Source organism: Mesorhizobium sp. M0854 (assembly GCF_040319815.1).
In the GTDB taxonomy this organism is placed as follows: Bacteria; Pseudomonadota; Alphaproteobacteria; order Rhizobiales; family Rhizobiaceae; genus Mesorhizobium.
Genome location: NZ_JAMYOL010000022.1, coordinates 17636 through 44006 on the forward strand (window position 1 = coordinate 17636; position 26371 = coordinate 44006).

The window sequence follows — 26371 nt, forward strand, 5'->3', positions numbered from 1 at the left end:
TTACTGGACGAGACGAGTCGCGACGTCCATGAGAACGCAAATGGCTCGTTTCCAAAGTGCAGACACTGCTTCCGTCACCAGCTCGTTGCGATGGAATCATGTTTGGGATCTGGCGTGCGACATGCCAAGGAAGGCGTCTGACGCATGAGGCTCGCGCGCTGGCGATACCGCGCGGCGGCCGGCCATCGCGCTGGCGGCCGAATTGCCGCGCGCCGAAGTGATCGGCCCCCTTAGGGCGAAGGGGCAGCCACTCCGTCCTCCATGTCCAGCGATTCTTCGACTGCTTCCGGATTCCGGGCGATGGTCCAAAGGAGAGTATTCGCCGCTGCATCCGGTTTCGAGCGACCTTGCTCCCAGTTTCGAAGCGTTGCCAGATCGAGGCCATACCTCACGGAGAATGCCTCCTGAGAGAGCTTCGTGCGATCCCGGACTTCGCGAACACTTATCGGCCGCGGCGCATGAACCTTCGCGATCACGCCTGCGGACGACAGTTCATTCTTCAGTGCCAATAGGTCGTCGACGCAAGGAACCGTCACGAACGCCTTGCCGTGATCGACCATCTCCGTAAGTATCGCGTGGGCCGTCCTGAGCGGCAGCTGTCTCTTAACGAGAATCCGGGCGGCCTCAGGAGTATTCGCGCCGTGAAGAAAACTGAGGCTCAGTCGGACGGGAGAGCCTGACGACACCGGGACGACGTCCCGGGTTCGCACCCGTTGTCCGTACCGCTCCATGAATTTCGATTTAGTCGACATTAAGCTTCTCCGCGATCACTCGACCGAGCTTGCGCAATTTGGACCATCCCCACTGGAGGCATCGCGATAAAAGTACGCCAAACAACGCTAAGGGAGAACAAGCAGTGATCTGATTTCGTTCGACGCTCGTTTTCGAGAGCCGTTCTGGGTCGTTCGCAATCAACTGTGTAGGCCAGCGGAGCGAGCAAGGAGCGCCAGATCCGGACAGGGCTGAGTGGGGTGTTTTTCCGGAAGGTGGGCCATGCCCTAAGGGACACGAGATGTAGTGGACTCGTCGATCCGCGCGGTTTCGATTCGCGCACCCGGGCACAACGCTTGGATAAGTCCCATCAGATGCTCTCCGGTGGCCGTCATCTGTTTAGCTGACATTGGGCCGAGGGCTTCCAGCACGAGCCACATGGCGCGGGTATCAACCGTGACCATGGTGCGCCGCCCCTGCCGCCAGTTCCAGCGGCGGCACGTGACACCGGCATCATCGCACCAGATGACTTCGCCCGGTTCGGGATGCTCGGTTACCATTTCACCTTGCTGGATCGTGTCGAATGGCTCCGCTCCCTTCGCAATTAAAAGTCTCGGGACCCCCTGGTAAAGATCGAGATCCTCCCCGCCAATCGGAACGCCATACAACACGCTGACGGCATTGTAGGCATCAACCAGTGGGGAAATCCGCGGGAGAGAGCCATCTTTCCGCACCCGCTTGAGAAGCGCGGCGGCCGAGCACGGCGTTCGATTGGCTTTTGTGCCGAAAGCCTCGTAGGCAACGGCCCACGCCGCAAGATGCGCGTCCCTTTGGGCGTCATCGCGAAGCGCCGCCTGTTCCGCCGCCGCAATCGTGTCGTTCAACGCCTGTGCATCCGGCACGTCGATTTCAGCGTTCCGCACCACAATGCTGATCAGATGAAAATCCGGGTAGCGGGCCTTGATCTCGGGGTCAATCAATGGCGTGAAAGACATGGGATGCTCTTTTCTCATGGGGAGGCTTTGCGCTGCGGGTCGTTCGGGAAATGTATGAAGAAAGGTGCTTGTCGAGCGTCCCGATCTTCTGGCATCGGCATGGTGCATGCCGCACTATGCGCTGGATAATTCCATCGTTCGGCCGTGGACAAGGCCTGGTAGAGATCGTCGATTATCTCTTGCGGGTGCTCGAGCCCGCTCGGCCGGCAACAAGCTACGCCTCCGCCAGATCCTCCATTTCATAAAAGGCAGCGGGCGCGATATGGATGTGAAGCAGTTTTCCTTGCCGCATGCATCGCTCTCGGAAATTCGTCTCGCACGAAAAATCTGCCGCCAAACTGGCCTGATCAACAGCACCAGTTGCATGGCGTATTCCCAGTCCAGTTGGCTTTGCAACGAAATGCGGTTCAGCCCAAGGGTCGGTTTCCTCGCCAGCACGCCACGTCCCGCCGTTTTAGCCACCGTGTCCCGGCAACGCGTCTTGCACCTGCTTGACAACCGCTCGCAGGATCTCAACGCCCTTCTCGATCTGCCGAATGCTCAAGGCGGCATAGCCCATGACAAGCCCCGTGCGAGCGATGTGGCCTTCGTCCGACTGCCGCTCGTAAAGGGGCGAGATCAGGTGTAGCCCCAGACCCGCGCCTCGGGCGGCTTCGACGAGGGTCGTTTCCCGCGATCGCGGCAGTTCGTCGAACCAAACGACGACGTGCAGACCGGCCTCTGCTCCCTGGACAGCGATGCGATCGCCGAAGCTGCGCCGCAAGGCGCCCAACAACGTCTCCCGACGCTCGCCGTTCAGCCTGCGCACACGCCGCACATGGCTTTCGTAGCCGCCACTCTCGATCAAACAGGCCAGAGCCTCCTGTTCAGCCACCGGCGAATGCCGGTCCGCGAATTGTTTGGCGGTAGCGAAGACCTCCTGCAATTCCGTCGGGACGACGAGATAGCCGATACGCAGCATCGGCGAGAGCGTTTTGGAGATCGTGCCGAGGTAGATGACAGCCCCGTGGTCCTCGAGACTGTGCAGCGGAGGGACCGGATTGATGTCGTACCGATATTCGCTGTCGTAGTCGTCCTCGATCACGTAGGCATTGTTGTGCCGCGCCCATTCCAGAAGCTGGTGGCGGCGCGTGATCGGCATGACGCCGCCCAGCGGAAACTGATGCGATGGCGTGACATAGGCCAGTCGTGCCCCGATCCCCGCCAGCAACTCCGTCTTCATCCCGTCCTCGTCGACGGTGACCGGGACGGGCGAGGCACCCGTACTGGCAAAGACCTGACGCGCCATCCTATAGCACGGGTCCTCGATGACGAAGCGGTCGGCGGGATCGAGAAGCAGGCGAGCGCACAGATCTAGGCCCTGCTGCGAACCGTTGACGATGATGATCTGCTCGAGGTCGCAACTCAGGGTTCGGGCGCGCCAGAGATAGCCCTGGAGCGCCTGGCGCAGCCGGCGCGAGCCGCGCGGATCGTCATAGGCAAGACGCAACGGGCGCTGCCCCATCGCCTTGCTCATCGCACGTTTCCAGACCAATGCGGGGAAGTCTGACGGCGCCAGGTCGCCATAGCGGAAATCGACCTTCAGCCCAGTCGGCAGATAATCCGGCCAGGGCGGCGTGACGCGCAGTCGTTCGCCATAGGCGGACAGATGAAGCGGGCCGACTCGTTTCGCGACAGTGCGGCTCGCCTCAGGACCGATCAGCGAAGATGCAACGCGAGGTCGTGCGCCTTGACGGACTTCGATGAAACCTTCCGCGGTCAGTTGGTCATAGGCGACCGTCACCGTCGTTCGCGAAACCCCAAGGTCATTTGCGAGGCCTCGGGAGGACGGCAGCTGACTGCCGGTTTCATAGACGCCGCCGAGGATTTGCTCGCGAAGAGCCTCGTAGATCTGGCGTGCACCCATCGCGTGCGTGCGACCTGCAGAACCGGCACTTGAAAACTGGACCATTTCATTCATCGCCAACTGGATATTTCACATTGGCCAGTTTGCCGTCAATCTTTCGGAAACCCAAGCAAGATCTCAGAGGCCGAATGACCCGCTCCTATCAATCGGAAACCGATGCTCTCACGCGGTCGCCCAACGACACCGGTCCCGGATTCGCCACTCGGGCGATCCATCATGGCTACGATCCCGCCGGCTTTTCCAATGCCGTTCAGCCGCCAGTCTTCTTGACCTCGACCTATGGATTCGAAAGCGTGGCAGCGAACGAGGCCGCTGCCACCCTTGGCGGAAGGCTCTATGCGCGCGAATACAATCCGACGACGGAGATCCTCGAGCAACGGCTCGCCAATCTGGAAGGAGCCGAGGCAGGTTTGGTCGTTGCCTCGGGGATGGCGGCTTTCGGCACACTGATCCTGTCGCTCCTGTCCCAAGGCGATGAACTCATCGTCCACAAGACGCTTTATGCGAACACGCTTGCCATGGTCGAACAGGCGGTCCCCCGCTTCGGCATCAAGGTCGTCGCGGTCGACCTGTCCGATCCTCAAAATCTCGATGCCGCGATTACCGAGCGGACCCGGCTTGTTTTTTTCGAGACGCCGGTGAATCCGCTGAGCCGCATCCTTGATCTCGCTGCCATTGCCGAGCGCGCCCACGCGCGCGGTGTAAAGGTTGCAGTCGACAGCACCTTCGCCTCGCCCGCGCTCCAGCGGCCGCTCGAACATGGGGCCGACCTCGTGCTCCACTCCCTGACCAAATACATCAATGGGCACGGCGATGCCCTTGGCGGGGCGATTCTCGGCGACGCGCAAACGCTCCGCACGCTGCACGAGACGGGCCTGCGCTACATCACCGGCGCAGCGCTCTCGCCCATGTCAGCCTTCCTGATCCTCCGCGGTCTGAAGACGCTCACGCTACGCATGGAACGCCACAGCGCCACGGCCCTTGCGGTGGCTCAGGCACTCGAGGCGCACCCGGCGGTGGCATGGGTGAGTTATCCCTTCCTCGACTCGCACCCTGATCAGGTGACGGCGCGAAAGCAGATGTCCCACGGGTCGGGCATGTTGGCCTTTGGCCTCCACGCCGGATTCGAGGGCGCGCGCCGGATGATGGACCGGCTCAACCTGATCACCCGGGCTGTCAGCCTCGGCGATGCCGACAGCCTCATCTATCATCCGGCAAGCCTGACCCGTGCTCGTCAGCCGATCCGCAAGGATGCGCATCTGGCCGATGGAGTCGGCGAGGACCTCATGCGTCTCTCGGTGGGTCTTGAAGACGCCGATGACCTAATCGCCGACCTGCGGCGGGCTCTGGACGCCTTGTGATGACCTGTGGTCCGGCCAGTCCCGCGCTCGCGTACAAACCCGGAGCCTTGCCATGGCATTCCTGAGCGGCCTTTCCGCGTTTCCCATCACGCCGACCGATCGTGACGGCCGTGTCGATACCGTTGCTCTGCGCAAGCTGATTGCCAGGCTTTGCGCCGCTCAGGTCGATTCCATCGGTCTTCTCGGCAGCACCGGCACATACATGTTTCTGACGCGCGAGGAACGGCGACGGGCGCTCGCCGAGACCTTGGACGAAACCGGGGGACAAATGCCGGTCGTGGTAGGTGTGGGCGCGCTGCGCACCGACGAAGCAGTGAGGCTCGCGCAGGACACCAAGGCCCTTGGGGCTGCCGCGGGGTTGCTTGCCGCCGCCTCTTACACCCCGCTCACTGATGACGAGGTGTTCGAACATTTCTCCACGGTGGCGCGCGAAAGTGGCCTTCCGATCGTCATCTACGACAATCCAGGAACGACGCATTTCCGTTTCACCCCAGCACTCGTCAGCCGCCTGGCAAAGGTGCGAGGGATCGTCGCTATCAAGAATCCGACAGACAAGGGCGATGCGATCAAGAGCCATCTGGCCGACCAGAGGCGCACTGTGCCGGAAGGGTTCTCGATCGGCTACAGCGGCGACTGGAACGCCGCAGAGGCCATGATCGCCGGCGCCGACACATGGTACAGCGTCCTCGCCGGCATCCTGCCCGAGGTCTGCGTGAAGATCGTCACGGCGGCGCAACAGGGCGATGCGGCCGAAGCGCGACGGATCGATGCCACGCTTGCGCCGCTCTGGAGCCTCTTCAAGGAGTTCTCGAGCCTTCGCGTCGTCTATGCACTTGCCGAATTGCTCGAGATTTGCCGTGCCGACCCCCCGCGTCCCATCCTGCCTCTGCCCTCAGCAGCGAAGCGCCAGATCGCCGCCGCGTTGGAACGCTTGCCATCGGATGTCAACCGGTGAATAGCGAACCCGGCGGCCAGTGAAAGGAACTGTCATGTATTTACCCGCGCATTTCGATGAACCGAGCCGAGAAGTCCTCTACGAACTGATCGAGAACAGTGCACTTGGCATGCTGATAACCCATGGCCGGAGCGGTCTCGACGCCAATCACATCCCCTTCGAACTCGACACGTCACAGGGAGAAAACGGTACCCTTTACTCCTGCGCGATTAATACACGTGCCGAAGGAAAGTGCACATTCTCGCTCGAGTGACTTATTTCAAAGGATGTGATCGCGTTTTGGCACATTCACGGCCGACATGCGGCAGCCGGTCACTCACCACATGGTGAGCAACCAGGAAACCCTCCGGCCTACACTTTCTCCCGGAGCGCGCGTGCTGCAGCAACCATGTTCATGAGGGCAGGGCGGACCTCCTCCCATTTGCGTGTTTTGAGGCCACAGTCCGGGTTTACCCACAGTTGGGCATCCGACAGTCGCTCGCGGGCAAGCATGACGAGATCCGAAATCTCGCCGACTTCCGGGACGCGTGGTGAGTGAATGTCATAGACTCCGGGACCGATTTCGTTCGGATATTTGGAGCTCGTGAAAGCGTCCAGCAGCTCCATTTTCGAGCGCGACGTCTCAATCGAAATGACATCCGCATCCATTTCAGCGATCGCGTCGATGATCTCGTTGAACTCCGAATAGCACATGTGGGTATGGATTTGAGTCGCGTCCTTTACACCCGTTGAAGCGATCCGGAAGCATTCGACAGCCCAGTCGAGATAGTCGTTCCAATCAGACTGGCGCAGTGGCAATCCTTCGCGAAACGCGGCCTCATCGATCTGGATCATCCTTGCGCCGGACCATTCGAGATCCGTCACTTCGTCGCGGATGGCGAGCGCGATCTGGCGGCATGCTTCGGAGCGGGGTACGTCGTCGCGAACAAAAGACCAGTTGAGAATGGTCACTGGGCCTGTGAGCATTCCCTTCACAGGCTTTTCCGTAAGCGACTGGGCGAATTGCCACCAGCGCAGCGTCATCGGATTGGGCCTCGATACGTCGCCGAAGATGATGGGGGGGCGCACGTAACGCGACCCATAGCTCTGCACCCAGGCATGCTGGGTGAAGGCGAAGCCGGACAGCTGCTCGCCGAAATGCTGTACCATGTCGTTTCGTTCGAACTCACCGTGCACCAGCACGTCCAGCCCGATCTCTTCCTGCCAGCGAATTGCAGCCTCGATCTCCTTCTTCAGGAAGGTCTCGTAGTCGACATAGCTCAGCTGGCCCTTCGCATGAGCGGCCCGCGCCCTGCGTACCTGCGGCGTCTGCGGGAAGGACCCGATGGTCGTCGTCGGGAACGGCGGCAGCCCGAGCGTGCCGGCCTGGACTCTGGAGCGCTCGGCAAAAGCGCTCTCTCGTCGCTTCATGCTGTCGTCAATGCTGGCGATCCGCCCCTCAACCAGTGGGTCATGGATCTTCGTGGATGTCACGCGAGTGGCGGCGGCCTCGGCAGACGCTTTCAACGCGCCTGCCACCGCATCCCTGCCTTGGGACAGGGCCCGGGCAAGCAACACCAACTCGTCGGTCTTCTGGGCCGCGAAGGCGAGCCACGACCTGATGTCCGCGTCGAGTTCCGTCTCCATGCGGAGGTCGATCGGCACATGCAGCATCGAGCAAGAAGGCGCGATCTCGACGCGGTCCAAGGGCCAGCCGGCGACGATCGGTTTGATGCGGTCGAGAATGGCGGGCAGGTTCGCACGCCAGACGTTGCGGCCATCGATCAAGCCAAGCGAGAGCACCACATCCTTCGGTGCGAGCCGACCCATCGTTTCCAGCTGCTCGGGAGCGCGCACGAGATCAATATGCAGCCCGGCCAGGGGCAGAGAAACCGCGGTTTCGAGATTGTCTCCCAGCGGCCCGAAATAGGTAGCCAGCATGATCTTCAGCTCGGGCGCGGCTTTCGACAGCTGGCCATAGGCGAATTCGAACGCAGCTCGTTCGCTCGGGTTCAGATCGAGGACAAGCGCTGGCTCATCGATCTGCACCCAGTCGGCTCCAGACAGCTTCAGCCTCTGCAGGAGTTGCTCGTAGACGGGCAGCAGCCGCGGCAGGAGCGCGATGGGATCGAATCCTTCGGCAGGCGATTTCGCCAGCTTGAGGAAGGTGATCGGTCCAAGGATGACTGGGCGTGTGTGAACGCCGAGAGCTTTAGCCTCGATGAAGTAATCGACCGGTTTCGTCGACGAGAGGGCGAACGTCTGATCATCGTTGAGTTCCGGCACAATGTAGTGATAGTTGGTGTCAAACCACTTGGTCATTTCCATCGCGGTTACATCAGACCGATGAGCCGCCTGCTGGTGACCAGCGTGTCGACAATCCTCCGTCTGACCCTGGTTGCCCCGCGCCATTGCGAAGTAGATGTCAAGTGGAACCTCGCCGCTATTCCAGCCGTAACGGGATGGAACGGCGCCGACCATGGCTGCGGTGTCGAGCACATGGTCGTAGAGCGAGAAGTCGTTCGACGGGATTTTCGACACGCCGCGATCGTGCTGCTCCTCCCAGCTAGCGGCACGGAGCGCCTTCGCGGTCGTGAGAAGGTCGGCAGCGGACGATTTTCCGGACCAGTAGCTTTCAAGCGCGAATTTCAGTTCTCGCCGACGACCGAAGCGGGGCACGCCGAGCGTTGCTACAGGAATTTGCTGAGAGATAGTCATGCCAGACCCCGATGGTTGGGGCGTCGGTGACAAGGAAGGCGCTAGCAGGCCGGCACGAACGCCAGGCTGCAGCGGCCACCGAGACACCCCGCCCGTGGACGTAATTCGCCGTGGCAGGTCTCCTGGCTCGCGGGGTCATAGCCTCTACCCGTCTTCCCAAGGCTATTCGCCTCAGTGACATGAGTGGGGTTGGCTCGCCGCTAACAGTTGCGGGGGCAGCGCCGGCATCGCACCGGCTTCCCTCTTAGCTCCGCTGCGGCAGCGCCGTACGGAGAACCACGACGCGGGAGACAATTACAGCAGTTCGCTTCTTTGTCAACGCCGCATAAAGAAATGTTTATGTCGTTATGTTAAATTTCCGTTGGCATGTTCCAAAGGTCGCCTCGAAAGCGAAAACTGTGGAAGCCTTGAGCGGCCGGTAAATCAAAGCAATGACGCACGGCGCCCTTGTCCAGGAGGATAGGAGTTCGTCGGCTGCCGGCAGCAAACATACCGGTAAGCGCCGTGGTGCTGCTTAGCGCATCATGCGAACCACCTCGGCGTCGAACTTCGGCTCCGAGGTTCCGACCGCTTCGTTGGTGATCTGCTCGCGACCATATTCGGCTCAATGGTGAGGCTGTTGCCCATGTGGAAGCTGTTGGCCGTGATGCCCTCGGTGATATGACACAACGATTTCGGGGGGGAGCACACCGAGGCCAGGCGCAGCGGCGTGTTGCGAAGTGATCGAGGCCAATGTCTCGAACTGCTTGTTGGCAGCCCACCGGCTCAAGGTAACCCGGCTCAAACCACCGGGCCAGCTCAAGTCCTGTCCAAATGAGGCCTGAGCGGCAAATCGTCGTGCACGCGCACGGTTTGGCGTTCGATCTTGTGATGCGTCTTGGGCGGACAATCGCCACGGTGCAGCGCGCAGAAGCGGTCCCCAATTGGGAAGCCGAGGGCGGTGAGGGCAAGCCAGCGCCACAGGCGGAAGGGGACTTGGACCTGTTTGCCCTGCTGGACCACAAGTTCGCGACAGAGGGCCTCAAGGAGAAGACCAAGAGTGATTATGCGCGGGACCTCGCCAAATTCATCAAAAGCAGCGGGCAGTCAAAGTTCGGCGCCGATTGACATGGAGATAGCCATCGCGGCGGACCGCCCAGGCGGACCGCAAGCCGGAATACAACCGGGTGCAGGCGGCCAAGCTCGTCCACAAGATGGCGTCGGGCACACACCGGCGATGGGAGAGCGGACCGTGGAGTGCAGGAACTTCACGCCTATCCACGCTCCCGCGGGGTGTCCTGCGGCACATCGGCAGCGATATTGAGGAGGCAGTTGAGCTTCTGGTCGAGCACTCTTACCTGCCACTACCTACGCTTAACGTCATCTCGTACTGAAAACGCACCACGCAAGGTCGAGATGTAACATGCGCCCTTCGTGGATGGTTCTAAGCTTCCTCGGGCGCGGTCAATCTGTGATAACGGTCGCTTGGAACCTCCATCACCGCGACGCGATCAAGGTTGGCGTATCGCGCTCGGTAGTAACCTTCTTCCTCCACTTCGGCGAAACTACACTGGGGAACGTCAAAGGTCGCAGCTTCCAATCCGAAGAAAGTCGTAGCGGTTTCTTCATCCAAGAAGTTCCACTCATCTTCTCCGTCGTCATATGTGACGCGAACATAGGAGGCCATGCGCACGGCTTCCTGATCACCCATCTCTGCGATGATGGCATCGCATTCTTTCTTCAGCTTTCCTGAAACCTCACCCTTATCCCAGTCATCCAAAGCCCGATAGATTTCTGGATGATAATACTCTGGCAGCTCCTCTACATCGTCACCGATAAGCTCAATGGTGCGGACATATTGCGGATTTATCAAGAGTATTTTGTTGTCAAGGCTCCAACAATACAGCCATGGCCTGCTTGTGTTATTTCTACGCAGATTATGAAGTTCCTTCAACTGACGTAAAATCGATTCACGCGCCTTTTCATCGATAGGATATTGGCGGCTGCCAACAGTCGTCTTGATTCTGAGCGTGCCGTATCGCGTTTCGGCATCGGCAATTGCAAACGGGCTCGTGCGCCACTCCCCGACGTCAATCTTCCAGCCCAGCAGCTCCTCGACCGTGCATTTCAACGTGAGACAAAGGTCCTTGATCTGCTCGACGTTCAACTGCGTTTTGCCTGTTTCCCAACGGGCCACAGTCTGTTGCGTCGTTGCCATCTGCTCTGCCAAATCTTTTTGAGTCATGCCCAGTCGAACCCTAAGCTCTTTCATGTTCATAACTCACCTCGCGTGTTCAACACACGCGTTGTGGATGAATTAATCTAACACGTCAAGCGTGTTGAAAAATCGCAGCATGTGTTTTTAGGGCGTCTTCGAGGCTCCGGCAGCCGTTCGTGACCACTTGCGCAAGACACAGGGCTGGTACACAGCACGATGGGCGATCAAAAATTACTGCTGCGATGCTCGTCATCAGCCAAGCTGCCGCCGCACCTTCCACTAGGGTGCCAAGGTTCGAAATGAGTGCAGCCGACCATATTGAACGGAAGGTCTTGTGCTCAAAAGGAACGAGTGAAGATGTTCTCTTCGCCATTGTGGGAAGCCTCGGGATTGACCGCGGGGTTGGATTTGTTTCGCCTCACTCAACCATGGCCTCGCCGTGCAAGCCAAGCTGCCACAGTGCGCGCCTGCTAACCCAGAAAACTTGGCGGCCTTACAGGCATGCGCAGGACGCGCGAAGCCGCTCAAATCCCCCAGATGGGTCAGCCATCGAAGACCGGCATCACTTGCCCGTTGAGCGGCTATACGATAATGCTCCGCGCTAAGCAGGAAGCGCCAAAAATTCGAGCGGCGACTTCATTCTCCTATTCAGGAAGGAACTATGAGGCGGCAGACGCGACCATTCACCGTGGAAGTCAAACAAAAGCGCAATTATCAAAAATCCGCACGTTCCATCTGGGGCAATTTCGACATCGCCGCGGCGATGGCCGAGACAACAAAGGAAGCCGAGCCGTTAAATCGTCAGCTTGTTGACTCTACTGTAGTGGTCCTTGATGCTGAACCTTTGCACGAACCGCGAGTGGAGCATTTCATGGCCAATCCTCTGGAAACCGAGTCAGCAGTAGTTAGCGAACCGGCAGACAAAACGGAAACGCCAAAACCGAAGGCGAGAGCGCGGCGGTCGAGGAAGCCAGAAGCTGAGGCGAGCTCGCCTGCCCGCAAGAACGGCGCCAAGCCGATATCCGCGGCCACTGAAGCACCGCCGTCAGCGCGAACAGGCCGAAAGAGCTACTCCGCGAAGGATCGTGCCCAGAAGCTGGCGCAGATCGAGACCTCGATCGGCGGCGGCGCTACTCTCAAGAGTGCGGTGAAGCACGCCGGCATCTCGGAACAGACATATTATCTTTGGAAGAAGGCGGCGGCGCCGGCGGCGGACAGTGACGGGCTGAAGGATCTCGTCGCGCTCGAGGAAGAAAACAAGCGGCTAAAGAGCCTGCTTGCCGATCGTCTCCGCAAGGAGAATGCGGAACTGAAGAAAAGGCTCGGGCTGGATTAAGAAGGGTGGGCAGCTGGTTCTTGGCTCCCCACCTACAGCAATATCGCCTGCTCGGCCTCTCGGCGCAGATTCTGCCTTGGCCTTGGGCCGATCTGCTGGATGACCAGCCCGGCTGCCAGCGAGCCGAGATCGCCGCACTGCTTCAGGCTGCGGCCTTGCGTGTAGCCGTAGAGGAAGCCGGCGGCGTAGAGGTCGCCGGCGCCGGTGGTGTCGACCAGCTCGCGGATCCTGGTCGCATTGATGGTCAAGGTCTCGTCGCCGCGCACGATCACCGAGCCCTTTTCCGAGCGGGTGACGGCGGCGATCTTGCAGTCCTTGCGGATCCGGGCCAGCGCCTCGTCGAAGGACGCGGTCTGGTAGAGTGACTTGATCTCGTGGCTGTTGGCAAAGACGATGTCGACGGTGCCGGAGCGCATCAGGTCGAGGAACTCGTCGCGGTAGCGGTCGACGCAGAACGAATCCGACAATGTCATCGATACTTCGCGCCCCGCCGCATGGGCGAGCTTCGCCGTCTGCCGGATCGCCTCCTTGGCGCGCGGCGGGTCCCACAGATAACCCTCGAAATAGGTGACCGCCGCGCCCGAGGCCTTGTCGGCCTCGACGTCCTCCGGGCCGAGTTCGATGCAGGCGCCGAGATAGGTGTTCATCGAGCGCTCGCCGTCCGGCGTGACGAAGATCATCGAGCGCGCCGTCGGTGGTTCGCCGTCGAGCGGTTTTGTGTCGAAGGCGACGCCCTGCGCGTGGATGTCGTGCGCGTAAATCTCGCCGAGCGCGTCGTTGGAGACCTTGCCGAAGAAAGCGGCGCGACCGCCGAAGGAGGCGACGCCCGCCGCCGTGTTGCCGGCGCTGCCGCCCGAGGCTTCAATGGCCGGGCCCATGCGGCTGTAGAGCAGTTCGGCGCGCCTCGTGTCGATCAAATTCATTGCGCCCTTGATGATGCCGTTGGTCTCCAGGAACGCCTCGTCGCACTGAGCGATGATGTCGACGATGGCATTTCCGATACAAAGCACGTCATAGTCCGGCATAATTCATGTCTCCGCCAAAAAACCCACCGGCTTTCTGGCATGCCGGCCGCGGGCGGGTCTGGCCAGTGGGAATGGGCTTTCCGCTTGCCAATCCGTTCGGCGCCAGCCCCTCACGGGGCGGCAAGTCCTGCCTCGCGACGCAATTCGTCGGCCCTGTCTGTCTTCTCCCAGGTGAAGTCAGGCTCTTCACGACCGAAATGGCCATAGGTCGCGGTCTTGCGGTATATAGGGCGTAAGAGATCAAGCATCTTGATAATGCCCTTCGGTCTGAGATCGAACAACTCAAGAATGAGGCGCTCGATCCTTCTTTCCTCAACCCTCGCTGTTCCGAACGTGTTGACCATGACAGAAACCGGACTGGCCACGCCGATTGCGTAAGCAAGCTGCACCTCGCAGACGTCCGCAAGTCCGCTAGCGACGATATTCTTTGCGACATACCGGGCCGCATAGGCAGCTGAGCGGTCAACCTTGGACGGGTCCTTGCCCGAAAAGGCGCCGCCGCCGTGACGACCCATCCCACCATAGGAATCGACGATGATCTTGCGTCCAGTGAGACCGCAGTCGCCGCGCGGCCCGCCGACTACGAACCTCCCCGTCGGGTTGACCAGAATTCTGATGCCTTCCGTCTCCAGGTGGGTCGGCAGGACAGGCTTTATGATTTCCTCAATGACGCCCTCGCGGACCGTCTCTTGCGAGACCTGCTCGTCATGTTGGGTCGATACGACGATGGTATCAAGGGCGACCGGGCGCAACCCCTCATAACGCACTGAGACTTGGGATTTCATGTCAGGACCCAACCAGCCAAGCTGTCGTGCTTTCCGGACATCTGCCTGTCGTTTCGTCAAGCGATGAGCGAGCTGGATCGGCAAAGGCATCAAGGTATCGGTTTCGCGGCATGCGTAGCCGAACATGAGGCCCTGATCTCCCGCTCCCTGCTGGAGGTCCTGCCCTCGTCCCTCGTCAACGCCCTGGCTAATGTCGGGCGATTGCTCGGTGAGTGCATGAACGACGGAGCAACGCCGGCCGTCAAAGCCGACGGCCTCATCGTCGTATCCAATATCGAGAATCGTATCGCGCGCAACTTGGCTATAATCCACCCGCGCATCGCTGGTAATCTCGCCAGCCAGAACGACTATCCCTGATTTTACCAACGCTTCACAGGCGACGCGCGCCTTGGGATCGGTGCGGAGGATGGCATCGAGGATGGCATCCGAGATGTTGTCGGCCAACTTATCCGGGTGTCCCGCGCCAACCGATTCGGAGGAGAACACGAACTGCCTAGCCATGAAATGCCTCGTTTCGGGTGTTGGAGTTGTATGGGGCATTTTGCTTAGCCCACCTTACCTGTTGGTGATGCCCGGGACCTCGAACGCAGCGCACAAATCGGCAACGTCTCTTCGCACGCAGGCATGGAGATCTTCGTAATCAGGCCGCCGGAGGACGCAGTCAATGAAGCCAGCAATTTGCACCATTTCCACATCGCGCATGCCCATGGACGTCACTGCTGGCGACCCCAAGCGAATTCCGCTTGTGACCGCCGGATCCCGCGGGTCGCCAGGCACCATTTAAAGTTCATAATGATGCCTGCCTTCGCTAACCGCTCGGCATAGGCCTTGCCTGATAGTGGTCGATCGCGAAGATCAAGGATCAGCATGTGATTGTCAGTGCCCCCGGTGACCAGGTCATAACCTCGGTCCAGAAGCGTGGGCCAGAGGCCGCCAAGCGAGACCGTCCGCAAGTGTCGGGCGGCGCGATGGCGCCGTCGGCGGAGTTGTCCATGGTGGTTTCGCGCTCCAATTGGATCTATTTCACGGTCAAGCATGCGATCCCCTTCGACGGCGCGTCTTGTGTCGCTTCGAGCCGTTGAAGGTCTCGTTTGTGATAGCCATCGCCGTGGGGCAGGAGATCAACCAACAACTGAACCAGCCCGCCGTCCTTACCTGCTGCTTTGAGATGGTACGAGCACCACGGGCGTTGTTCGTTGCAGTAAAGAAAGTCGGCTCTGGCCAGCAGCCGGACGTGTCGTACAACGTGCTCACGACGCAGACCCAGAATCTCCGCTAGCTGGCAGACAGTTAGGTCCGCGTGCGCGCAAAGACCTAGGATTCGAAGGCGATCTAAATGCGCTGCCGTCCGTAGGCGACTGACCAGTGTCAGCATTGCTCAGGACCAAGCCACTTGGAAAGCCTGGGCACTCGTCCTACTGAATTTGTCATTTCGCGTTCTCCACAGATGTTGCGGCTTTCGAACCAAATTATATGGTTGATTGTCCATCGACCGGACAATGTCGGTGGCCGTGAAGATACTGTTTTGAGCCGATATGGCTGTGTTGAACAAACAAGATGGGCGCTCTTCTTGCCATTGCCTTTAGCCGAAATTGCACGCAGTTCGGCGGGTCGGAGAATAAGCGGCGCCACGGTTTGGACCCCACTGACCTCAGACGTTGCAATAAGCCTACCATTCACAGCGAACCGGAGTTGCTAAGAGTCTATGAATTTCCTTGAAGGATCTGTTGCAACGTTTGCCCAGCCCGCTCGTGCTCCCGATTTGCAGCGGTCAATCTCGAGCAGACTGACCGTGATGCAAAGATGACAAAGAAGGTTCCCTTTCAATCCGATCTTCTTCCGGCGCCAAGGGATACGCTCTGTTCCCGTGTAGTAAAGCGTAGTGAGAAGATTCCATATGCGGTCAGCTTGATCCTGGATTTTACGCTCGCTGGACTGCTTGATTTTGCGGGGAATGGTGACCCTATCGTCCAGCACGTCCTCCCAAACGAGCTGAGCTCAAGGAGGCTCATGCCGTCGAATGGTGAGATTTTGCGGGGCTCATCGGCTTTGAAATATGTGTCGATCAAGTGCCGCATATCAGCCTCGTAGGCCTTCAGATCGAGGCTTTCGTTGCTGGCCAGACGCACAGTGTCCCGCGCATTCAGGTAATGCTCGACCTGTTTCTTGATGCGGGCAACGTGGGCGTTGTTGTAGCCTGCGGCATCCATTTCATCCGCGATATTAGCTAGCATACGCCCGCAGCAGCCCTGCGGTTGCCTTGTACAGGGCCGCGCGCTGAGGTTCGCGCTCTTTAAGGTCTGACGCGATTTCGGTGTTGCCGCAGAAGAAGTGGATGTATTCCAGTTCTCCTTTCGGCGGCTCCACACGCTCGCAAAGCAGGACAATGCGTTCCAGGGCTTGATCGAGACGTTCTTTTCCTTTTTCAGACGGTCCTTGAGCAGCACATCCAGAGCCGGCCCGTCGTCGGAATGATCAAGTTCCGACGTATAGACCGCGATCGCATTCTCAACCTTTCTTGAACAGGCCCTTGTAGGCGACGATATAACCGAAATCCTTGTCCTCGCCGTCAAGCCGATTGGTCCGGCAAATCGCTTGGAACAGGCCGTGGTCCTGCATAGACGTGTCTATGTAGACATAGGTGCAGGGTGGCGCATCGAAAGCTGTGAGCAGCTTGTCGACGACCACCAGCAGCTTCATGTTCGCCGGCTCCTTGGTGAAAAGAGCCTTGGCCGCCTCCTCGTACACCTCGGTTTTGGACAAACCCCCATGGCCTCAACGCCCTTCAGCAACTCGGTGTAGGTGTTGTAAATGACCTGCCGGTCGATATCGGTGTTGGCGCCCGTCTCTTCCTTTGTGATGTCCTGCGCATTCGGATTGTACGATGTGATCAGGGCGCACGTGTTGCGGAACGGGGTCTTTTGAAAAAGCTCGAAGTGCTTGCAGGCTTCGTAGATGCTGGAGGCCACGAGAATTGCGTTGCCGCGTTCGCTTGACAGGCGGGGCTTCACGCTGAAATCGAAGACGTGCCGCTGACGACACGATCCATGCGGGATCGCGAGCTGAGCACGTTTTACATCGTGCCCCATTTCTTTTTTAGCTCATCCCTTTGCCAGTCATTCAGGGCCTTGGTTTTGGCATCGAACCACTGATCAATTTGTCCTCTGAACCCAGGCGCTGGTCGATATCGCGTGCTTCATAAAAAACGAGGTCGAGAACGACTTCGTCCTCCACCGCCTCGCTGAATTTGTAGGTGTGGATGATGTATCCCTTGCGCACAAGGTTGCGCCGGAGTTCGGCTTCGGCGTTGCCGCGGAAGAGAACGCCGTGCGGCAGAATGCAGGCGCCCTTACCGGCGCTCTTCAGCGACCGGACGATGTGTAGCAGGTAGGCGTAATCGCCCTGCTTGGCGGGCGGTACGCCGAAACGACTTAAAGCGATCAGCTCATCATGAAGCGGGTCAAGCCCGGTGCTCCAGCGCTTGTCGCTGAAGGGCGGATTGGCGACGATGTAATCAAAGGTCTTGAGCGCATCGCCGTCGCGGAATTTGGGATCGGTGAGGGTGTTGCCCTGCATGATCATCGCGGTGGGTGCGTTGTGCAGGATCATGTTCATGCGCGCGAGACCGCTGGTGGCCGAATCCTTCTCCTGCCCGTAGAGCGTGACATTGGTCCCGGCCTCGTCGGCCACTTTCAGCAGCAGCGATCCCGATCCGCAGGTCGGGTCGTAGACGGTGGTGTCGCCGCTGGTCTTGGCGGACCGAATGCCGATGATCTGCGCCATGATGCGGCTGACTTCGGCGGGGGTGTAGAACTGGCCTTTGCTCTTTCCGCTCTCAGTCGCGAAATGGCGCATCAGATATTCGTCGGCATCGCCGAGAATGTCGTCGCCATCGGCGCTCGTTGCTGCCGAACTGGTAACGTCCGGTCATCAGCACATCCGGGGCCATGTCGCCGGGGCATCGCTGCCCCCATATTCTTCCGCGGCCTTGCGGAATAGCCGCCATAACATCCTTTGGAATATCGCTTCTTTTCATCATCCCCCTCAATCACGTACATTCACTGTAACAGGTTCAAGTCGAGCAGCGACCGGGCATACTTTTCGATAAAGCGCCGGGCATGCTTCATCCCGTCTCTGAGTTCCGCTTCGCTAATTTCGTGAGCGCGATGGATGATCCCGTCACGCCGCCCGACCAACGCACTCAGATTGTCGCGGTGGGACAGCCGTTGCGGCGCGTGCAGCACCCCGATCCGTTGCAACGCAGCCTGCAGAGCGCCGAGCGCTTCCCGGGGGCCGAGCGTCTCAGTGCCGTTTTCGCGGAAGGCTGACAGCGCCAAATCTTCCCGCCGCTCAAACAGCCCATAGAGGAACATTTCCACAGCATGCACGGTCGCTATGGCAGCAAGCCGCCGATTATTGGCGCCGCCTTCCAGCTGCAGCTCTTCTGCCTTGCGGAAGAAGTCGCGCGCCATCAGGAGAAAGCCATCGACCTGCGGCAGCATCTCGTTTTGGCGCGCGAGATATTCAAGCACCAAGGCCGCGACAAAATCCTCTGCCCACGGCTCTGCCTGCCAGCCTCCCAGCACGGTCTGACCGGAGACCAGCCAGGCATCTCCAGCCGCCAGCACGTGGGGCACGTCATCGACAAAATCAGACCGGCGAATAGCCTCCATCGCGAGTGTCGTGGCGATGACCTCGGGATCGTCGTCGCCCGCGTCGCGCGGAAGCGCGCCTGTGTCAGGAATAACTTGTGTGATCAGCCATGACACGGCTTTCCGAATTGCGTCGTGGTAGCGGTCATCGCCAAGCCGCTGAAGGGCGACTGTCGCAAGGGCCGTGGCGCGCAGGCCGGGCCGGGGAACCCCTTCTCTAGTTTCATTCCAGTAGCCCCCACCCTCCTGGCGGCGCACGAGGCGATCAGTCAGGACCGCAATTTCCCGGCGCAGATCGCCGATAAGTTTCGGGCTTCGCGAACAGCGCCAGAGTGCGTAGCCGATATCTTCAACCGGGGCGGCAGCTTCTCCCTCGCCAGTGCCGAGCGCGATCATATGCGTTGCGCATTCGGCCAGCGCGCCGTCAAGGCGCCCCGCTTCCGTCGCGCTGCCGTAAAGGTCCAGGAACCACGCCAGCGAATAAGACCAGTCGGCAGGCAAGTCCTGCCCATTGTGATCCCTTGCGACGACGGCCACGACGGCGTTGCGGCCTTCGGGCGTGCGGGGCTCTATCCCAAGGATCGGGTATAATTCGGGTGTCGGCTGCTGAAGGATACGCGCCGGCACGAGCGACAGTGCTTTCTCCAGCGAGGGAGGAAAATCCTCCAGTTCTTCGGCCAGTTCGGCAGCTTCTCTCCTTCGTCCCTCGCGGCGCGCTTCTACATATTCTGCCGCAACCACGGCAACGGTGCGCTGCGCCCGTTCAGCGGTGCCGGTGGCAATCAGCTCGGCCGGAATGTCACCATCCTTGATCGCCCAGTGCGTACGGTGCTGTTCGAACTGTTGAATGCCCAGCCGGTCCGCAATTCTCAACACCGCTGACCGGTCGAGAAAGGCATGTTCCGGATCGGGCTCGAAGGTGAAGGCCAGTTCGTGTCCGCGCCGAACGATATTGCGTATGCGGCCGTGCCGGACCACGCGCGCGTGCGGGCCTCCCGCCCCGACTTCGTACATCAACAGCGCCGGGATTTCCTCCAGCCGGCGCAATGTTTCAGGGCGCGCGAGGTCGATAGCCTCGGCCTCGGCGCCGCTATATTCCTTGAACCGGTCAATGGTTGACGTGAACGGCGGCGTTTCCCACCACTCGCCGTGGCCCGAGACAAGCAAGTTAAACATAGCACACCACCGACCTCACGCCGCGTTCTCCATAGACCACTTCACCCGTTCGGCGAGAAAGGCGGCGAATGATTTCACATTCATATTGCCGCTCGCCTCCTCCAGCCCTGCGAGGTAGGCCTTCCGGTCATCGACTCTGACGACTGTCCAAGGATAACCGCCTGAAGCCAGCATCGCGTTCATGAGGAACCGCGCCATCCGTCCGTTGCCGTCCGGATAGGGGTGCACATAGCCCACAAGCCAATGCCCCAGCACGGCACGCACGGAGGCCTCCTTCTCCGCCTCCAGCAGGTCGAACAGTTCATTCATACCATCGGCCACCGCTTCGGTACGCGGCGGCACGTGCTGCGAGCCGCGCAGGTACACAGGGTGATTGCGATATCCCGCAAGCGCGCTGGCTTTGAGGATGCCGGCGGTCACTGACGGCGCGAACAGCTCCCGGTACCACTCCCGGTGAGTGTCCCGCGTCAACGCGCCGGCTGGCTTGCCGTTGATGATCGCGGCAACAGAGTCTTTGACCTTCTGGAATGCGAGGTAGTAGCCACGCGCGGCAAGCGCATCCCGGTTCTTGCGGTCCTCTTCATCAATCTCCGGATTCCAGCTCCCCTCGCGCACCCGGTCGATGAGTTCCGGGGTGACGCTGTACCCTTCTATCGACAGCGAATGGTAGGCGTCGCTTTCGTAGATATCCTCGACGAACTTCATATAGGCGTCTTTGTCGGACGGCAGTCCGGGTGCCTTCGGGAATATCTCGATGATGACTTCGCGCTGCGATTGCCAGATCGCGCGCAGGCGGGCGACCAACGGCGGTACGCCCGCCGCAATAGTTGTCACTCCAATTTGTCCCGCGAACGGATCGGATTCGCGCACGTCATAGCCGGCGGCTTTGAAGGCGGCCACGATTTCATCGGCAAAAGAGTCGCGTCCTACGCGACGGAAGGCCCCCGCAAGCCGTCCCGCCACGGCGGAATGGCCGCCATCAAGCAGCAGGGCCAGAACGGTTGATACGTCGCGCACCGACGCCATGGCGATCTGCATCTCGATAGGGGCGCGCTGGAAGAACGCTTCCGGCACCCGGGTAAGGGCGGCCTCGACAGTGAACACGCGCTGGCCGTTTTTCTCTGTCAGTTCGGCCGGCATCTCCTTGACTTTGAGGTCATAGAGCGAAGTGCCGAACAGCAGGTCGATTTTGTTATTCGTACCTTTGGGGGTGTTCACCACCACCTGAGGCGGAATAGTGGGCGCTTCCGCGTGCAGAAGCAGCGACTGCTTCGGTGAGAGGAACCAGTCCTTGCCGAACCGGTCATTGCAGTAAAGGGAGCAGAACTCCCAGAAGCTCGCGTACCAAGGGGTGGTGTCTTGCTGCCGTGCCTGCGGGCCGGTCGACATGAGCCAGCCTTTGATAACATCGCGCAGGAACCCGTTCTGCAGCAGCCGCTCCCGGTGGACGCGGGTCAGCTCATCTGATTTGAATATGCGCCGCCCACCCTCCTGCAGCTCTCTGAGGCCGGCCAGTGATACAGCGAGTTTTTCATGGGGCTTGGCCATGGCCGTGCCTTTGCAACTTTTTAGAGCTGTGCGATTACAAGTATATAGTGCTGATAAGCGACAAGTCAATGATGCTGTTGAGTTGCAAGTTTTTTAAGTCGTGCGATAACAAGTTTTTTATGCGATAATCGGGAAATGCGATCGTTTCCATAGCCGCGCGAAGGATCGTTACCCGGATGGGCCGAGACCCAGCTCCCCCGCAGGCTACGCAGGGGCTCGGGGCGAGCCTAGAGCCTGGCCCTCCGAAGCGCTTCGAAGGAGGACGCGCCTCTTTGAAAAACTCGCCCGTTGTGCATCGTGGGTAACCGTAAACGCGAATTCTCAAAGGAAAGACGCTCCTTACCTCTCCCTCCCGCCACGATCATCACGGCCGCGCCCGCGCTCACTACGCCGCGACGCCCGCGAGATCGCTGCACGCATCTGATCGGCCACCAGACCGGGTTGCAGATGAAGGATGTCCGTGACGCTGTCGTGTGTTTGCACCGTCACCGCAGTGACGGCAAGGCAGCTGCGCACGCCCATGGAGGAGAGCGTCTCGATATCGCGCGCGATTCCGGCACCCCCACTGGAGTCCGATCCGCCGACGACAAGTACATGCGATGCCTGCCTCAGCGCCCTTTCATCCGTTAGAATGAGCGTTCGAAACGCAGGATTCCGCCGACACTGCTCTTCTCGTTGGCGTTGGTCCAGTTCACGTTGGAAGCGTCCACCTTGCCGACGGCGAAGTTGCCGTAGCGGCCATAGTCGAGTTCCGCCGTAACTGTGAAATCTGGAAGAAACGCATAGGCGACGTTTGCAGCGACACCATGGTTCTTGAGCTGATCACCGGAGAGCTGAAGGTTGAACGAAGTTGTCTCGTTGAGCTTGTAAATGGCGCCAGCCCAGAAAGCCCAGTTCCCGCCCCAACTCTTATAGAAGCCGCGACCATGAGCGTCGATGGCGTTCGTGGAGTCGTCGTTGAGCTTGCCGTTGGAACCGTAGCCGAGCATTCCGAACAGCAACAGTTCGTTGGTGACATTGATGTCGACACGGACCTTGGCGGCCACCGATTCGTAGTTGCTATCATAAGCGGCAACGCCGGTGATCGCGCCCCAGCCATGTGTGTATTTCAAGCCGCCGACTACGTGCGGTGCGTAGCTGTCGATTGTGCCGACCACGCCCGAGCCTTCTTCGAGCGAAACCACGGCCGAAAAGCCGTTCCCGGCGTCGAAGTAGTACTGAACCACATTGGTATCGAAAGCGCCGTACGGAACCGGCGTCTGGTTGAGTACGTCACCCGCGCCGCCAATAAACATGTCGAAGGCCGACCAGTCCTTACCAACTCGGAGGCCACCAAGCTGAATCCAGGCGAAAGTCAAGGTGCTGTCTCCGTTGAAGGCATAGGACCGAGAACTGTCCGAAACCGAAGTGTGGCGGTTGCCGAAGTTCATGCGGGTTTCGGTGTAGGTCTTCAACGTGCCGAGTTCGGTCTCCTGGCCGGTCCAAGTTTTCAATGTGAAGCGCGTGTTGTTTTGCCATGTGCCCTGATGCTCACCAGTCCTCACATCCGAGGTTCTTGCGTGATCAACCAATCCGACATGGCCCAAGCCGACGTCGTAACGGACATAGCCGCCGATGCGCACGCAGGTCTCAGTGCCTGAAATGTAGACGTAGCCCGAGCCGTAGACGTCGCAGACTTTAACGTACTCAGTCGGGTCAGGCTCGGCAACGGCGGTCACGGCGCGAGCGTCGGAAACGGCAATCAGTGCCGCAGTTGAGCCGAGGAGGAGGCTCCTAATGTTCATTGTTGATCTCCGTTCAAAGAGTAAAAGGAATGGACGTCAGTGATGAACTCTTGCTAAGGAAACAGTTGATTACCATGCGCCGAGTTGAATTTGTGCAGTTTTGATGCGCTCGTCACGCCAGATGTTCATCAGTAATCGAGAATATGATTGGTATTATTGTTACAAATATGCAATTGTTATTGCAAATATAATTATCGCCGAAACGACGCCATCCAACATTTCTGTACAAATCATCCCCGTCATCTCCGCTAGTTGTGGGCGGGCCGTCACAAAGGCTTCTACTGCAAATGACGTGCCATCGTGACGACGCAGCTGCGGCTTGAAGCTCAAGTGTGCCGGCGGACCTTGGTTCGCTCTTCCTTCCTTTTTGCCTTGCGGATCAACCCAAGCACGAACGGCAAACGTTTCGGCTACGGTTCGTCTGTTCGCTTCGCGACAGTTTCGTTCAATGGCGACAGCTTTGTTTGCTATGAGCCCCGACGTTGAGACATCATGCGGCGGCGCCGCTCGGTACGACGCCGTCATTTTGGCGAGCGCGATGATCGGTAATCACGCGCTGAACGCGCAGCCTTGCCTCCACCACGGAGTCAGTAGGCGCGCCGGCCTTGGCATTGCGGCCGACCTGACGGTCGCGTCGAGCAGCCTCTCGTCCTGATAGACGGCGCGCCACAGCTAATGCTTCTTGCCAGCAATTCACACAACGAGCTCATCGAGATGCCAGAGATCACTATGGGGCTGCGCTAGCTGGCGAGCAAAGTCTGGTCCCAACGCCGTGTTATCTCATTGGATGCGGCAGCCGCGCTCAGCAGAATCTACTCGACCAAGCGCAGGCTGAAGGGAAGGGATGGTGGAACCAAACGGTGCGCGTGAGGGTCGCGGCGGGAACAGCCATGGCCAGTCGCTGACCGTCCAGCCAAGACTGAACGGCCGCTATTGCTGAGAAATACAAGTTTCGAGCCCAAAGCGGAACGGACTGACATAGCGCAAAGACACAGGCGAGCGCAGCGGTAAGGTTGGTGGTTATCAGCATGGGACGGTAACTGTTGCAGACCACAAAATATCGCGAGGCCGGCCTGCCTTGGTACACTATCTATCCGACTGTGTCGGAGTTCTCTGGGGCGGTCGGCGCCGAGGCTTATGAGGAATGGCTCAGGAACCTGCCGGCTGACGATCCGGTGTCGCTCTATTTCCACGTTCCGTTCTGCCGATCAGCTTGCTGGTATTGTGGCTTCCCCACCACCATCACCCGCCATGATGCGCCGATCCTCAACTATCTGGCGGCCCTGCGTGACGAGATCCGTTTGGTCTCGGAGCGAGCGCCGCAGACGCTGCCCGTGAGCGACATGCATTTCGGCGGTGGAACGCCGTCTCTCATAGGACCAGCCGAGTTCCTGGCTCTGATGGAGTTCCTGCGACGCCGCTTCGCTCTCACGAAAACAGCTACGGTTGCCGTCGAGATTGATCCGCGCACGTTCACGGCCGAGATGGCCGAGGCCTTAGGAGCAGCCGGCGTGAACCGTGTGAGTCTCGGCGTGCAGAGCTTCGATCCCATTGTTCAAAAAGCAATCAACCGGGTTCAGAGTGAGGCGCAGACGTCGGCTGCCGTGGAAATGCTGCGCCGGCATGGAGTAAGCCGCATCAACTTCGACCTCATCTTCGGTCTCCCGCATCAAACGGTGCAGTCCTGCGTCGAGACCGCGAGGGCGGCGGTCGCAATGCGCCCCGACCGGCTTGCGGTGTTCGGCTATGCGCACATCCCGTCGCTTATAAAGAATCAGCGCCTCATCGAGGAGGCAGTTCTTCCGGGCAGCGCTGCCCGCGCCGAACAGTATGCGGCCGTGGCCGCGACGCTGATTGCCGCCGGCTACCGCGAGATCGGGCTCGACCATTTCGCCTTGCCGGACGACGAGCTCGCGCTGGCACAGAAAACGGGTCGCCTGCGGCGTAACTCGCTGGGCTACTCGGCCACCACCTGCAGAACCCTGATCGGATTCGGCGCGTCGGCTATCGGCCGCGTTGGCGAGGGGTACGTCCAAAACGAAGTTACACGGGATTCCTACATCCAGCACATCGCAGCTGGCCGTCTGGCGACGTCAAAGGGCTATCGCCTCACCGACGACGACCGCGTGCGAGCCGCAATTATCGAGCGACTAATGTGCGATCTCGAGGCCGATGTGCAGGCAATCTGTGCCGCCCACGGATCTGATCCGATCCGTCTTCTCGATTCAGCTGAACGCTTGGCGATGCTGGCCGAGGACGGGATAGTGGACTTCGAAAACGGTTTTGTCCGCGTACGGCGGGAGCATCGCTTTATAATTCGCGCTGTCGCTGCCGCGTTCGATGCTTTTCTCGATCGGCGCATAGCCACACGTGAGGGCAAGCATCCAACCGGAAGCTAAACTCGACGCCCTTGGCTGAGGCCTGTCATGAAGCGCGCGTCAAGGATGCGAAAAGCAGAGCTGATCCGCCTATTTCATCTCATCTTCAATGACATCGACCTCGTGGCTGCCACCGAGGCGTTTCCATATTGATCGTGGTAGGTGCGGGGCATCTGGGTGTTTCGCCGTCAGCGCATGAATATCCCCGCCATGTGATGGGTCAGGAAATCGCGGTGGCTGCAATTAGCCCGTCCATCGATGACAGACCGCGGCCACGCCGCTTCGCGAGGCCCGTTAGGTCGCCCCAGGCCAGGGCAACCAGTTCGTCCACGGGCAGGACTCTCGGCTCGAAGCGCTGCGGCAGGTCCCGGGCGAGCCATCCGGCCAGTGCGTCACGTTTCCGACCTTTGTCCATGAGGGCAGCGCCGCGCCGGATCTCGGCGATCGACACAACGCTGATAAATGAGCGGTCTTCATCGAGCCCGTCATCCATTCCAGCACGCGCGCGTCAGGGCTCGGCCTCGTCACCTCGGAGAGGCCATTAGTGTCGAGCAAGAGCCTCACAATGGCAGACCATGCGGTTCATCGCGTAGCCGCTCGATGTCCAGTTCGGCGTTGCGCAGCGGCGATGCGCAGCGAGTGCCCAGAAAACAGCAGCCAGCTCCCCTTCCGGAAGATCGAGCGGACGCCACGCAAAAAGCGCCAAATCCTTGGCGCCGGCGGTCTGTGTGTTTGCGCGCTGGCGGCTTTGGTGTACTCCTGTGCCGTTTCGACGAGGCTTCCAGCCGGACCGGCAGGGGAGGAGGCTTTGGCGGCGCGGCCGGCACACGGCCCACCTCGAAGACGAGATCGACGATGTCGGGCA

At 59.8% G+C, this 26371-nt stretch carries 23 protein-coding genes, 3 pseudogenes and 1 riboswitch; of the genes and pseudogenes, 7 read left to right on the forward strand and 19 right to left on the reverse strand.

The genetic code is table 11. The features are described from left to right. Positions 1-230: 230 nt before the first annotated feature. The 3 genes from NKH99_RS24890 to pdxR form a co-directional block, all read right to left on the reverse strand. Positions 231-752, reverse strand: a complete 522-nt coding sequence (locus NKH99_RS24890) for a helix-turn-helix domain-containing protein (protein WP_352468280.1) — start codon at positions 750-752, stop codon at positions 231-233. A gap of 246 nt (positions 753-998) precedes the next feature. Next, positions 999-1706, reverse strand: coding sequence for a B3/B4 domain-containing protein (locus tag NKH99_RS24895; RefSeq protein WP_352818152.1), 708 nt, complete (start codon positions 1704-1706; stop codon positions 999-1001). Positions 1707-2160: 454 nt separating this feature from the next. Continuing rightward, a complete protein-coding gene (gene pdxR / locus NKH99_RS24905) occupies positions 2161-3666 on the reverse strand; it encodes a MocR-like pyridoxine biosynthesis transcription factor PdxR (protein ID WP_353016073.1) in 1506 nt (501 codons plus the stop codon). 74 nt (positions 3667-3740) lie between these two features. On the opposite strand from pdxR, the gene NKH99_RS24910 reads away from it, so the two are divergent. Genes NKH99_RS24910 through NKH99_RS24920 form a run of 3 tightly spaced genes read left to right on the forward strand, consistent with a single transcriptional unit; the run spans position 3741 to position 6181 of the window. Continuing rightward, positions 3741-4973 carry a trans-sulfuration enzyme family protein gene (locus NKH99_RS24910; protein ID WP_353016076.1) on the forward strand — a complete coding sequence of 411 codons (1233 nt, stop codon included), beginning with the start codon at positions 3741-3743 and terminating at the stop codon, positions 4971-4973. Between the two features lie 52 nt (positions 4974-5025). Next, positions 5026-5928: a dihydrodipicolinate synthase family protein gene (locus tag NKH99_RS24915; protein WP_353016078.1), complete on the forward strand. Its 903-nt coding sequence runs from the start codon at positions 5026-5028 to the stop codon at positions 5926-5928. 34 nt (positions 5929-5962) lie between these two features. Then, entirely contained in the window at positions 5963-6181 is a 219-nt protein-coding gene (locus tag NKH99_RS24920) for an FMN-binding negative transcriptional regulator (protein ID WP_353016081.1), read from the forward strand. A gap of 98 nt (positions 6182-6279) precedes the next feature. On the opposite strand, the gene metE is transcribed toward NKH99_RS24920, so the two are convergent. Beyond that, the gene (gene metE / locus NKH99_RS24925) at positions 6280-8625 is read right to left on the reverse strand and encodes a 5-methyltetrahydropteroyltriglutamate--homocysteine S-methyltransferase (protein WP_353016084.1); all 2346 of its coding nucleotides are present in this window, start codon (positions 8623-8625) and stop codon (positions 6280-6282) included. A 95-nt stretch (positions 8626-8720) separates the two neighbouring features. After that, positions 8721-8921, reverse strand: a riboswitch (cobalamin riboswitch). 556 nt (positions 8922-9477) lie between these two features. Here metE and NKH99_RS24930 point away from each other — a divergent pair. Then, positions 9478-9732: a hypothetical protein gene (locus tag NKH99_RS24930; protein ID WP_353016086.1), complete on the forward strand. Its 255-nt coding sequence runs from the start codon at positions 9478-9480 to the stop codon at positions 9730-9732. 316 nt (positions 9733-10048) lie between these two features. Here the strand turns inward: NKH99_RS24930 and NKH99_RS24935 are convergent, their stop codons facing one another. After that, the gene (locus NKH99_RS24935; RefSeq protein ID WP_353016090.1) at positions 10049-10882 is read right to left on the reverse strand and encodes a helix-turn-helix transcriptional regulator; all 834 of its coding nucleotides are present in this window, start codon (positions 10880-10882) and stop codon (positions 10049-10051) included. Positions 10883-10934: 52 nt separating this feature from the next. Next, positions 10935-11195: an MFS transporter gene (locus NKH99_RS24940; RefSeq protein ID WP_353016092.1), complete on the reverse strand. Its 261-nt coding sequence runs from the start codon at positions 11193-11195 to the stop codon at positions 10935-10937. 288 nt (positions 11196-11483) lie between these two features. Between NKH99_RS24940 and NKH99_RS24945 the strand changes: the two genes are divergently transcribed. Continuing rightward, the gene (locus tag NKH99_RS24945; RefSeq protein WP_353016095.1) at positions 11484-12158 is read left to right on the forward strand and encodes a transposase; all 675 of its coding nucleotides are present in this window, start codon (positions 11484-11486) and stop codon (positions 12156-12158) included. 32 nt (positions 12159-12190) lie between these two features. On the opposite strand, the gene NKH99_RS24950 is transcribed toward NKH99_RS24945, so the two are convergent. The 3 genes and pseudogenes from NKH99_RS24950 to glyA all read right to left on the reverse strand — a co-directional run. After that, positions 12191-13183 (reverse strand): adenosine kinase, encoded by a 993-nt coding sequence (locus NKH99_RS24950; protein ID WP_353016098.1) that lies wholly within the window; start codon positions 13181-13183, stop codon positions 12191-12193. Positions 13184-13293: 110 nt separating this feature from the next. After that, entirely contained in the window at positions 13294-14469 is a 1176-nt protein-coding gene (gene metK, locus NKH99_RS24955; RefSeq protein ID WP_353016101.1) for a methionine adenosyltransferase, read from the reverse strand. 54 nt (positions 14470-14523) lie between these two features. Continuing rightward, a pseudogene (gene glyA, locus NKH99_RS24960) lies at positions 14524-14885 on the reverse strand (serine hydroxymethyltransferase); the annotation flags it as partial. On the opposite strand from glyA, the gene NKH99_RS24965 reads away from it, so the two are divergent. After that, positions 14838-15050, forward strand: a complete 213-nt coding sequence (locus NKH99_RS24965) for a hypothetical protein (RefSeq protein WP_353016184.1) — start codon at positions 14838-14840, stop codon at positions 15048-15050. The pseudogene glyA and the gene NKH99_RS24965 sit on opposite strands and share 48 nt — an antisense overlap. A 741-nt stretch (positions 15051-15791) precedes the next feature. Here the strand turns inward: NKH99_RS24965 and NKH99_RS24970 are convergent. The 9 genes and pseudogenes from NKH99_RS24970 to NKH99_RS25010 all read right to left on the reverse strand — a co-directional run bounded on the left by NKH99_RS24970 (position 15792) and on the right by NKH99_RS25010 (position 23653). Continuing rightward, positions 15792-16415 carry a hypothetical protein gene (locus tag NKH99_RS24970; protein WP_353016103.1) on the reverse strand — a complete coding sequence of 208 codons (624 nt, stop codon included), beginning with the start codon at positions 16413-16415 and terminating at the stop codon, positions 15792-15794. 61 nt (positions 16416-16476) lie between these two features. Further along, entirely contained in the window at positions 16477-16668 is a 192-nt protein-coding gene (locus NKH99_RS24975; RefSeq protein WP_353016106.1) for a type I restriction enzyme subunit R domain-containing protein, read from the reverse strand. Next, the gene (locus NKH99_RS24980; RefSeq protein ID WP_353016109.1) at positions 16665-17057 is read right to left on the reverse strand and encodes a hypothetical protein; all 393 of its coding nucleotides are present in this window, start codon (positions 17055-17057) and stop codon (positions 16665-16667) included. The genes NKH99_RS24975 and NKH99_RS24980 overlap by 4 nt, the downstream gene beginning before the upstream one ends. A gap of 31 nt (positions 17058-17088) precedes the next feature. After that, entirely contained in the window at positions 17089-17850 is a 762-nt protein-coding gene (locus NKH99_RS24985) for an HsdM family class I SAM-dependent methyltransferase (protein ID WP_353016179.1), read from the reverse strand. Positions 17851-18026: 176 nt separating this feature from the next. Continuing rightward, entirely contained in the window at positions 18027-19796 is a 1770-nt protein-coding gene (locus tag NKH99_RS24990; protein ID WP_352617042.1) for a prenyltransferase/squalene oxidase repeat-containing protein, read from the reverse strand. A gap of 15 nt (positions 19797-19811) precedes the next feature. Then, positions 19812-21344, reverse strand: coding sequence for a Fic family protein (locus NKH99_RS24995; protein WP_353016113.1), 1533 nt, complete (start codon positions 21342-21344; stop codon positions 19812-19814). 402 nt (positions 21345-21746) lie between these two features. Continuing rightward, positions 21747-21956, reverse strand: a pseudogene (locus NKH99_RS25000) (bifunctional hydroxymethylpyrimidine kinase/phosphomethylpyrimidine kinase); the annotation flags it as partial. A 14-nt stretch (positions 21957-21970) separates the two neighbouring features. After that, positions 21971-23128 (reverse strand): porin, encoded by a 1158-nt coding sequence (locus NKH99_RS25005; protein ID WP_353016116.1) that lies wholly within the window; start codon positions 23126-23128, stop codon positions 21971-21973. Positions 23129-23287: 159 nt separating this feature from the next. Then, positions 23288-23653 (reverse strand): hypothetical protein, encoded by a 366-nt coding sequence (locus NKH99_RS25010; protein WP_353016119.1) that lies wholly within the window; start codon positions 23651-23653, stop codon positions 23288-23290. A gap of 518 nt (positions 23654-24171) precedes the next feature. Between NKH99_RS25010 and hemN the strand changes: the two genes are divergently transcribed. Further along, positions 24172-25527, forward strand: a complete 1356-nt coding sequence (gene hemN, locus NKH99_RS25015; protein WP_353016122.1) for an oxygen-independent coproporphyrinogen III oxidase — start codon at positions 24172-24174, stop codon at positions 25525-25527. A gap of 202 nt (positions 25528-25729) precedes the next feature. On the opposite strand, the pseudogene NKH99_RS25020 reads toward hemN, so the two are convergent. After that, positions 25730-26070 (reverse strand): annotated as a pseudogene (locus NKH99_RS25020) (PIN domain-containing protein); the annotation flags it as partial. Positions 26071-26371: the final 301 nt, after the last annotated feature.

Excerpts from the sequence above, each read along its gene's own strand:
- NKH99_RS24890 (WP_352468280.1), bottom strand. The coding sequence starts at position 752 with ATGTCGACTAAATCGAAATTCATGGAGCGGTACGGACAACGGGTGCGA.
- NKH99_RS24910 (WP_353016076.1), top strand. The coding sequence starts at position 3,741 with ATGACCCGCTCCTATCAATCGGAAACCGATGCTCTCACGCGGTCGCCC.
- NKH99_RS24975 (WP_353016106.1), bottom strand. The coding sequence starts at position 16,668 with ATGAAGCTGCTGGTGGTCGTCGACAAGCTGCTCACAGCTTTCGATGCG.
- NKH99_RS24945 (WP_353016095.1), top strand. The coding sequence starts at position 11,484 with ATGAGGCGGCAGACGCGACCATTCACCGTGGAAGTCAAACAAAAGCGC.
- NKH99_RS25005 (WP_353016116.1), bottom strand. The coding sequence starts at position 23,128 with ATGAACATTAGGAGCCTCCTCCTCGGCTCAACTGCGGCACTGATTGCC.
- NKH99_RS24920 (WP_353016081.1), top strand. The coding sequence starts at position 5,963 with ATGTATTTACCCGCGCATTTCGATGAACCGAGCCGAGAAGTCCTCTAC.
- NKH99_RS24940 (WP_353016092.1), bottom strand. The coding sequence starts at position 11,195 with ATGGCGAAGAGAACATCTTCACTCGTTCCTTTTGAGCACAAGACCTTC.
- NKH99_RS24990 (WP_352617042.1), bottom strand. The coding sequence starts at position 19,796 with ATGTTTAACTTGCTTGTCTCGGGCCACGGCGAGTGGTGGGAAACGCCG.
- pdxR (WP_353016073.1), bottom strand. The coding sequence starts at position 3,666 with ATGAATGAAATGGTCCAGTTTTCAAGTGCCGGTTCTGCAGGTCGCACG.
- NKH99_RS24995 (WP_353016113.1), bottom strand. The coding sequence starts at position 21,344 with ATGGCCAAGCCCCATGAAAAACTCGCTGTATCACTGGCCGGCCTCAGA.
- NKH99_RS24980 (WP_353016109.1), bottom strand. The coding sequence starts at position 17,057 with ATGGGGCACGATGTAAAACGTGCTCAGCTCGCGATCCCGCATGGATCG.
- metK (WP_353016101.1), bottom strand. The coding sequence starts at position 14,469 with ATGGCTAGGCAGTTCGTGTTCTCCTCCGAATCGGTTGGCGCGGGACAC.
- NKH99_RS25010 (WP_353016119.1), bottom strand. The coding sequence starts at position 23,653 with ATGACGGCGTCGTACCGAGCGGCGCCGCCGCATGATGTCTCAACGTCG.
- metE (WP_353016084.1), bottom strand. The coding sequence starts at position 8,625 with ATGACTATCTCTCAGCAAATTCCTGTAGCAACGCTCGGCGTGCCCCGC.
- NKH99_RS24895 (WP_352818152.1), bottom strand. The coding sequence starts at position 1,706 with ATGTCTTTCACGCCATTGATTGACCCCGAGATCAAGGCCCGCTACCCG.
- NKH99_RS24935 (WP_353016090.1), bottom strand. The coding sequence starts at position 10,882 with ATGAACATGAAAGAGCTTAGGGTTCGACTGGGCATGACTCAAAAAGAT.
- NKH99_RS24950 (WP_353016098.1), bottom strand. The coding sequence starts at position 13,183 with ATGCCGGACTATGACGTGCTTTGTATCGGAAATGCCATCGTCGACATC.
- NKH99_RS24915 (WP_353016078.1), top strand. The coding sequence starts at position 5,026 with ATGGCATTCCTGAGCGGCCTTTCCGCGTTTCCCATCACGCCGACCGAT.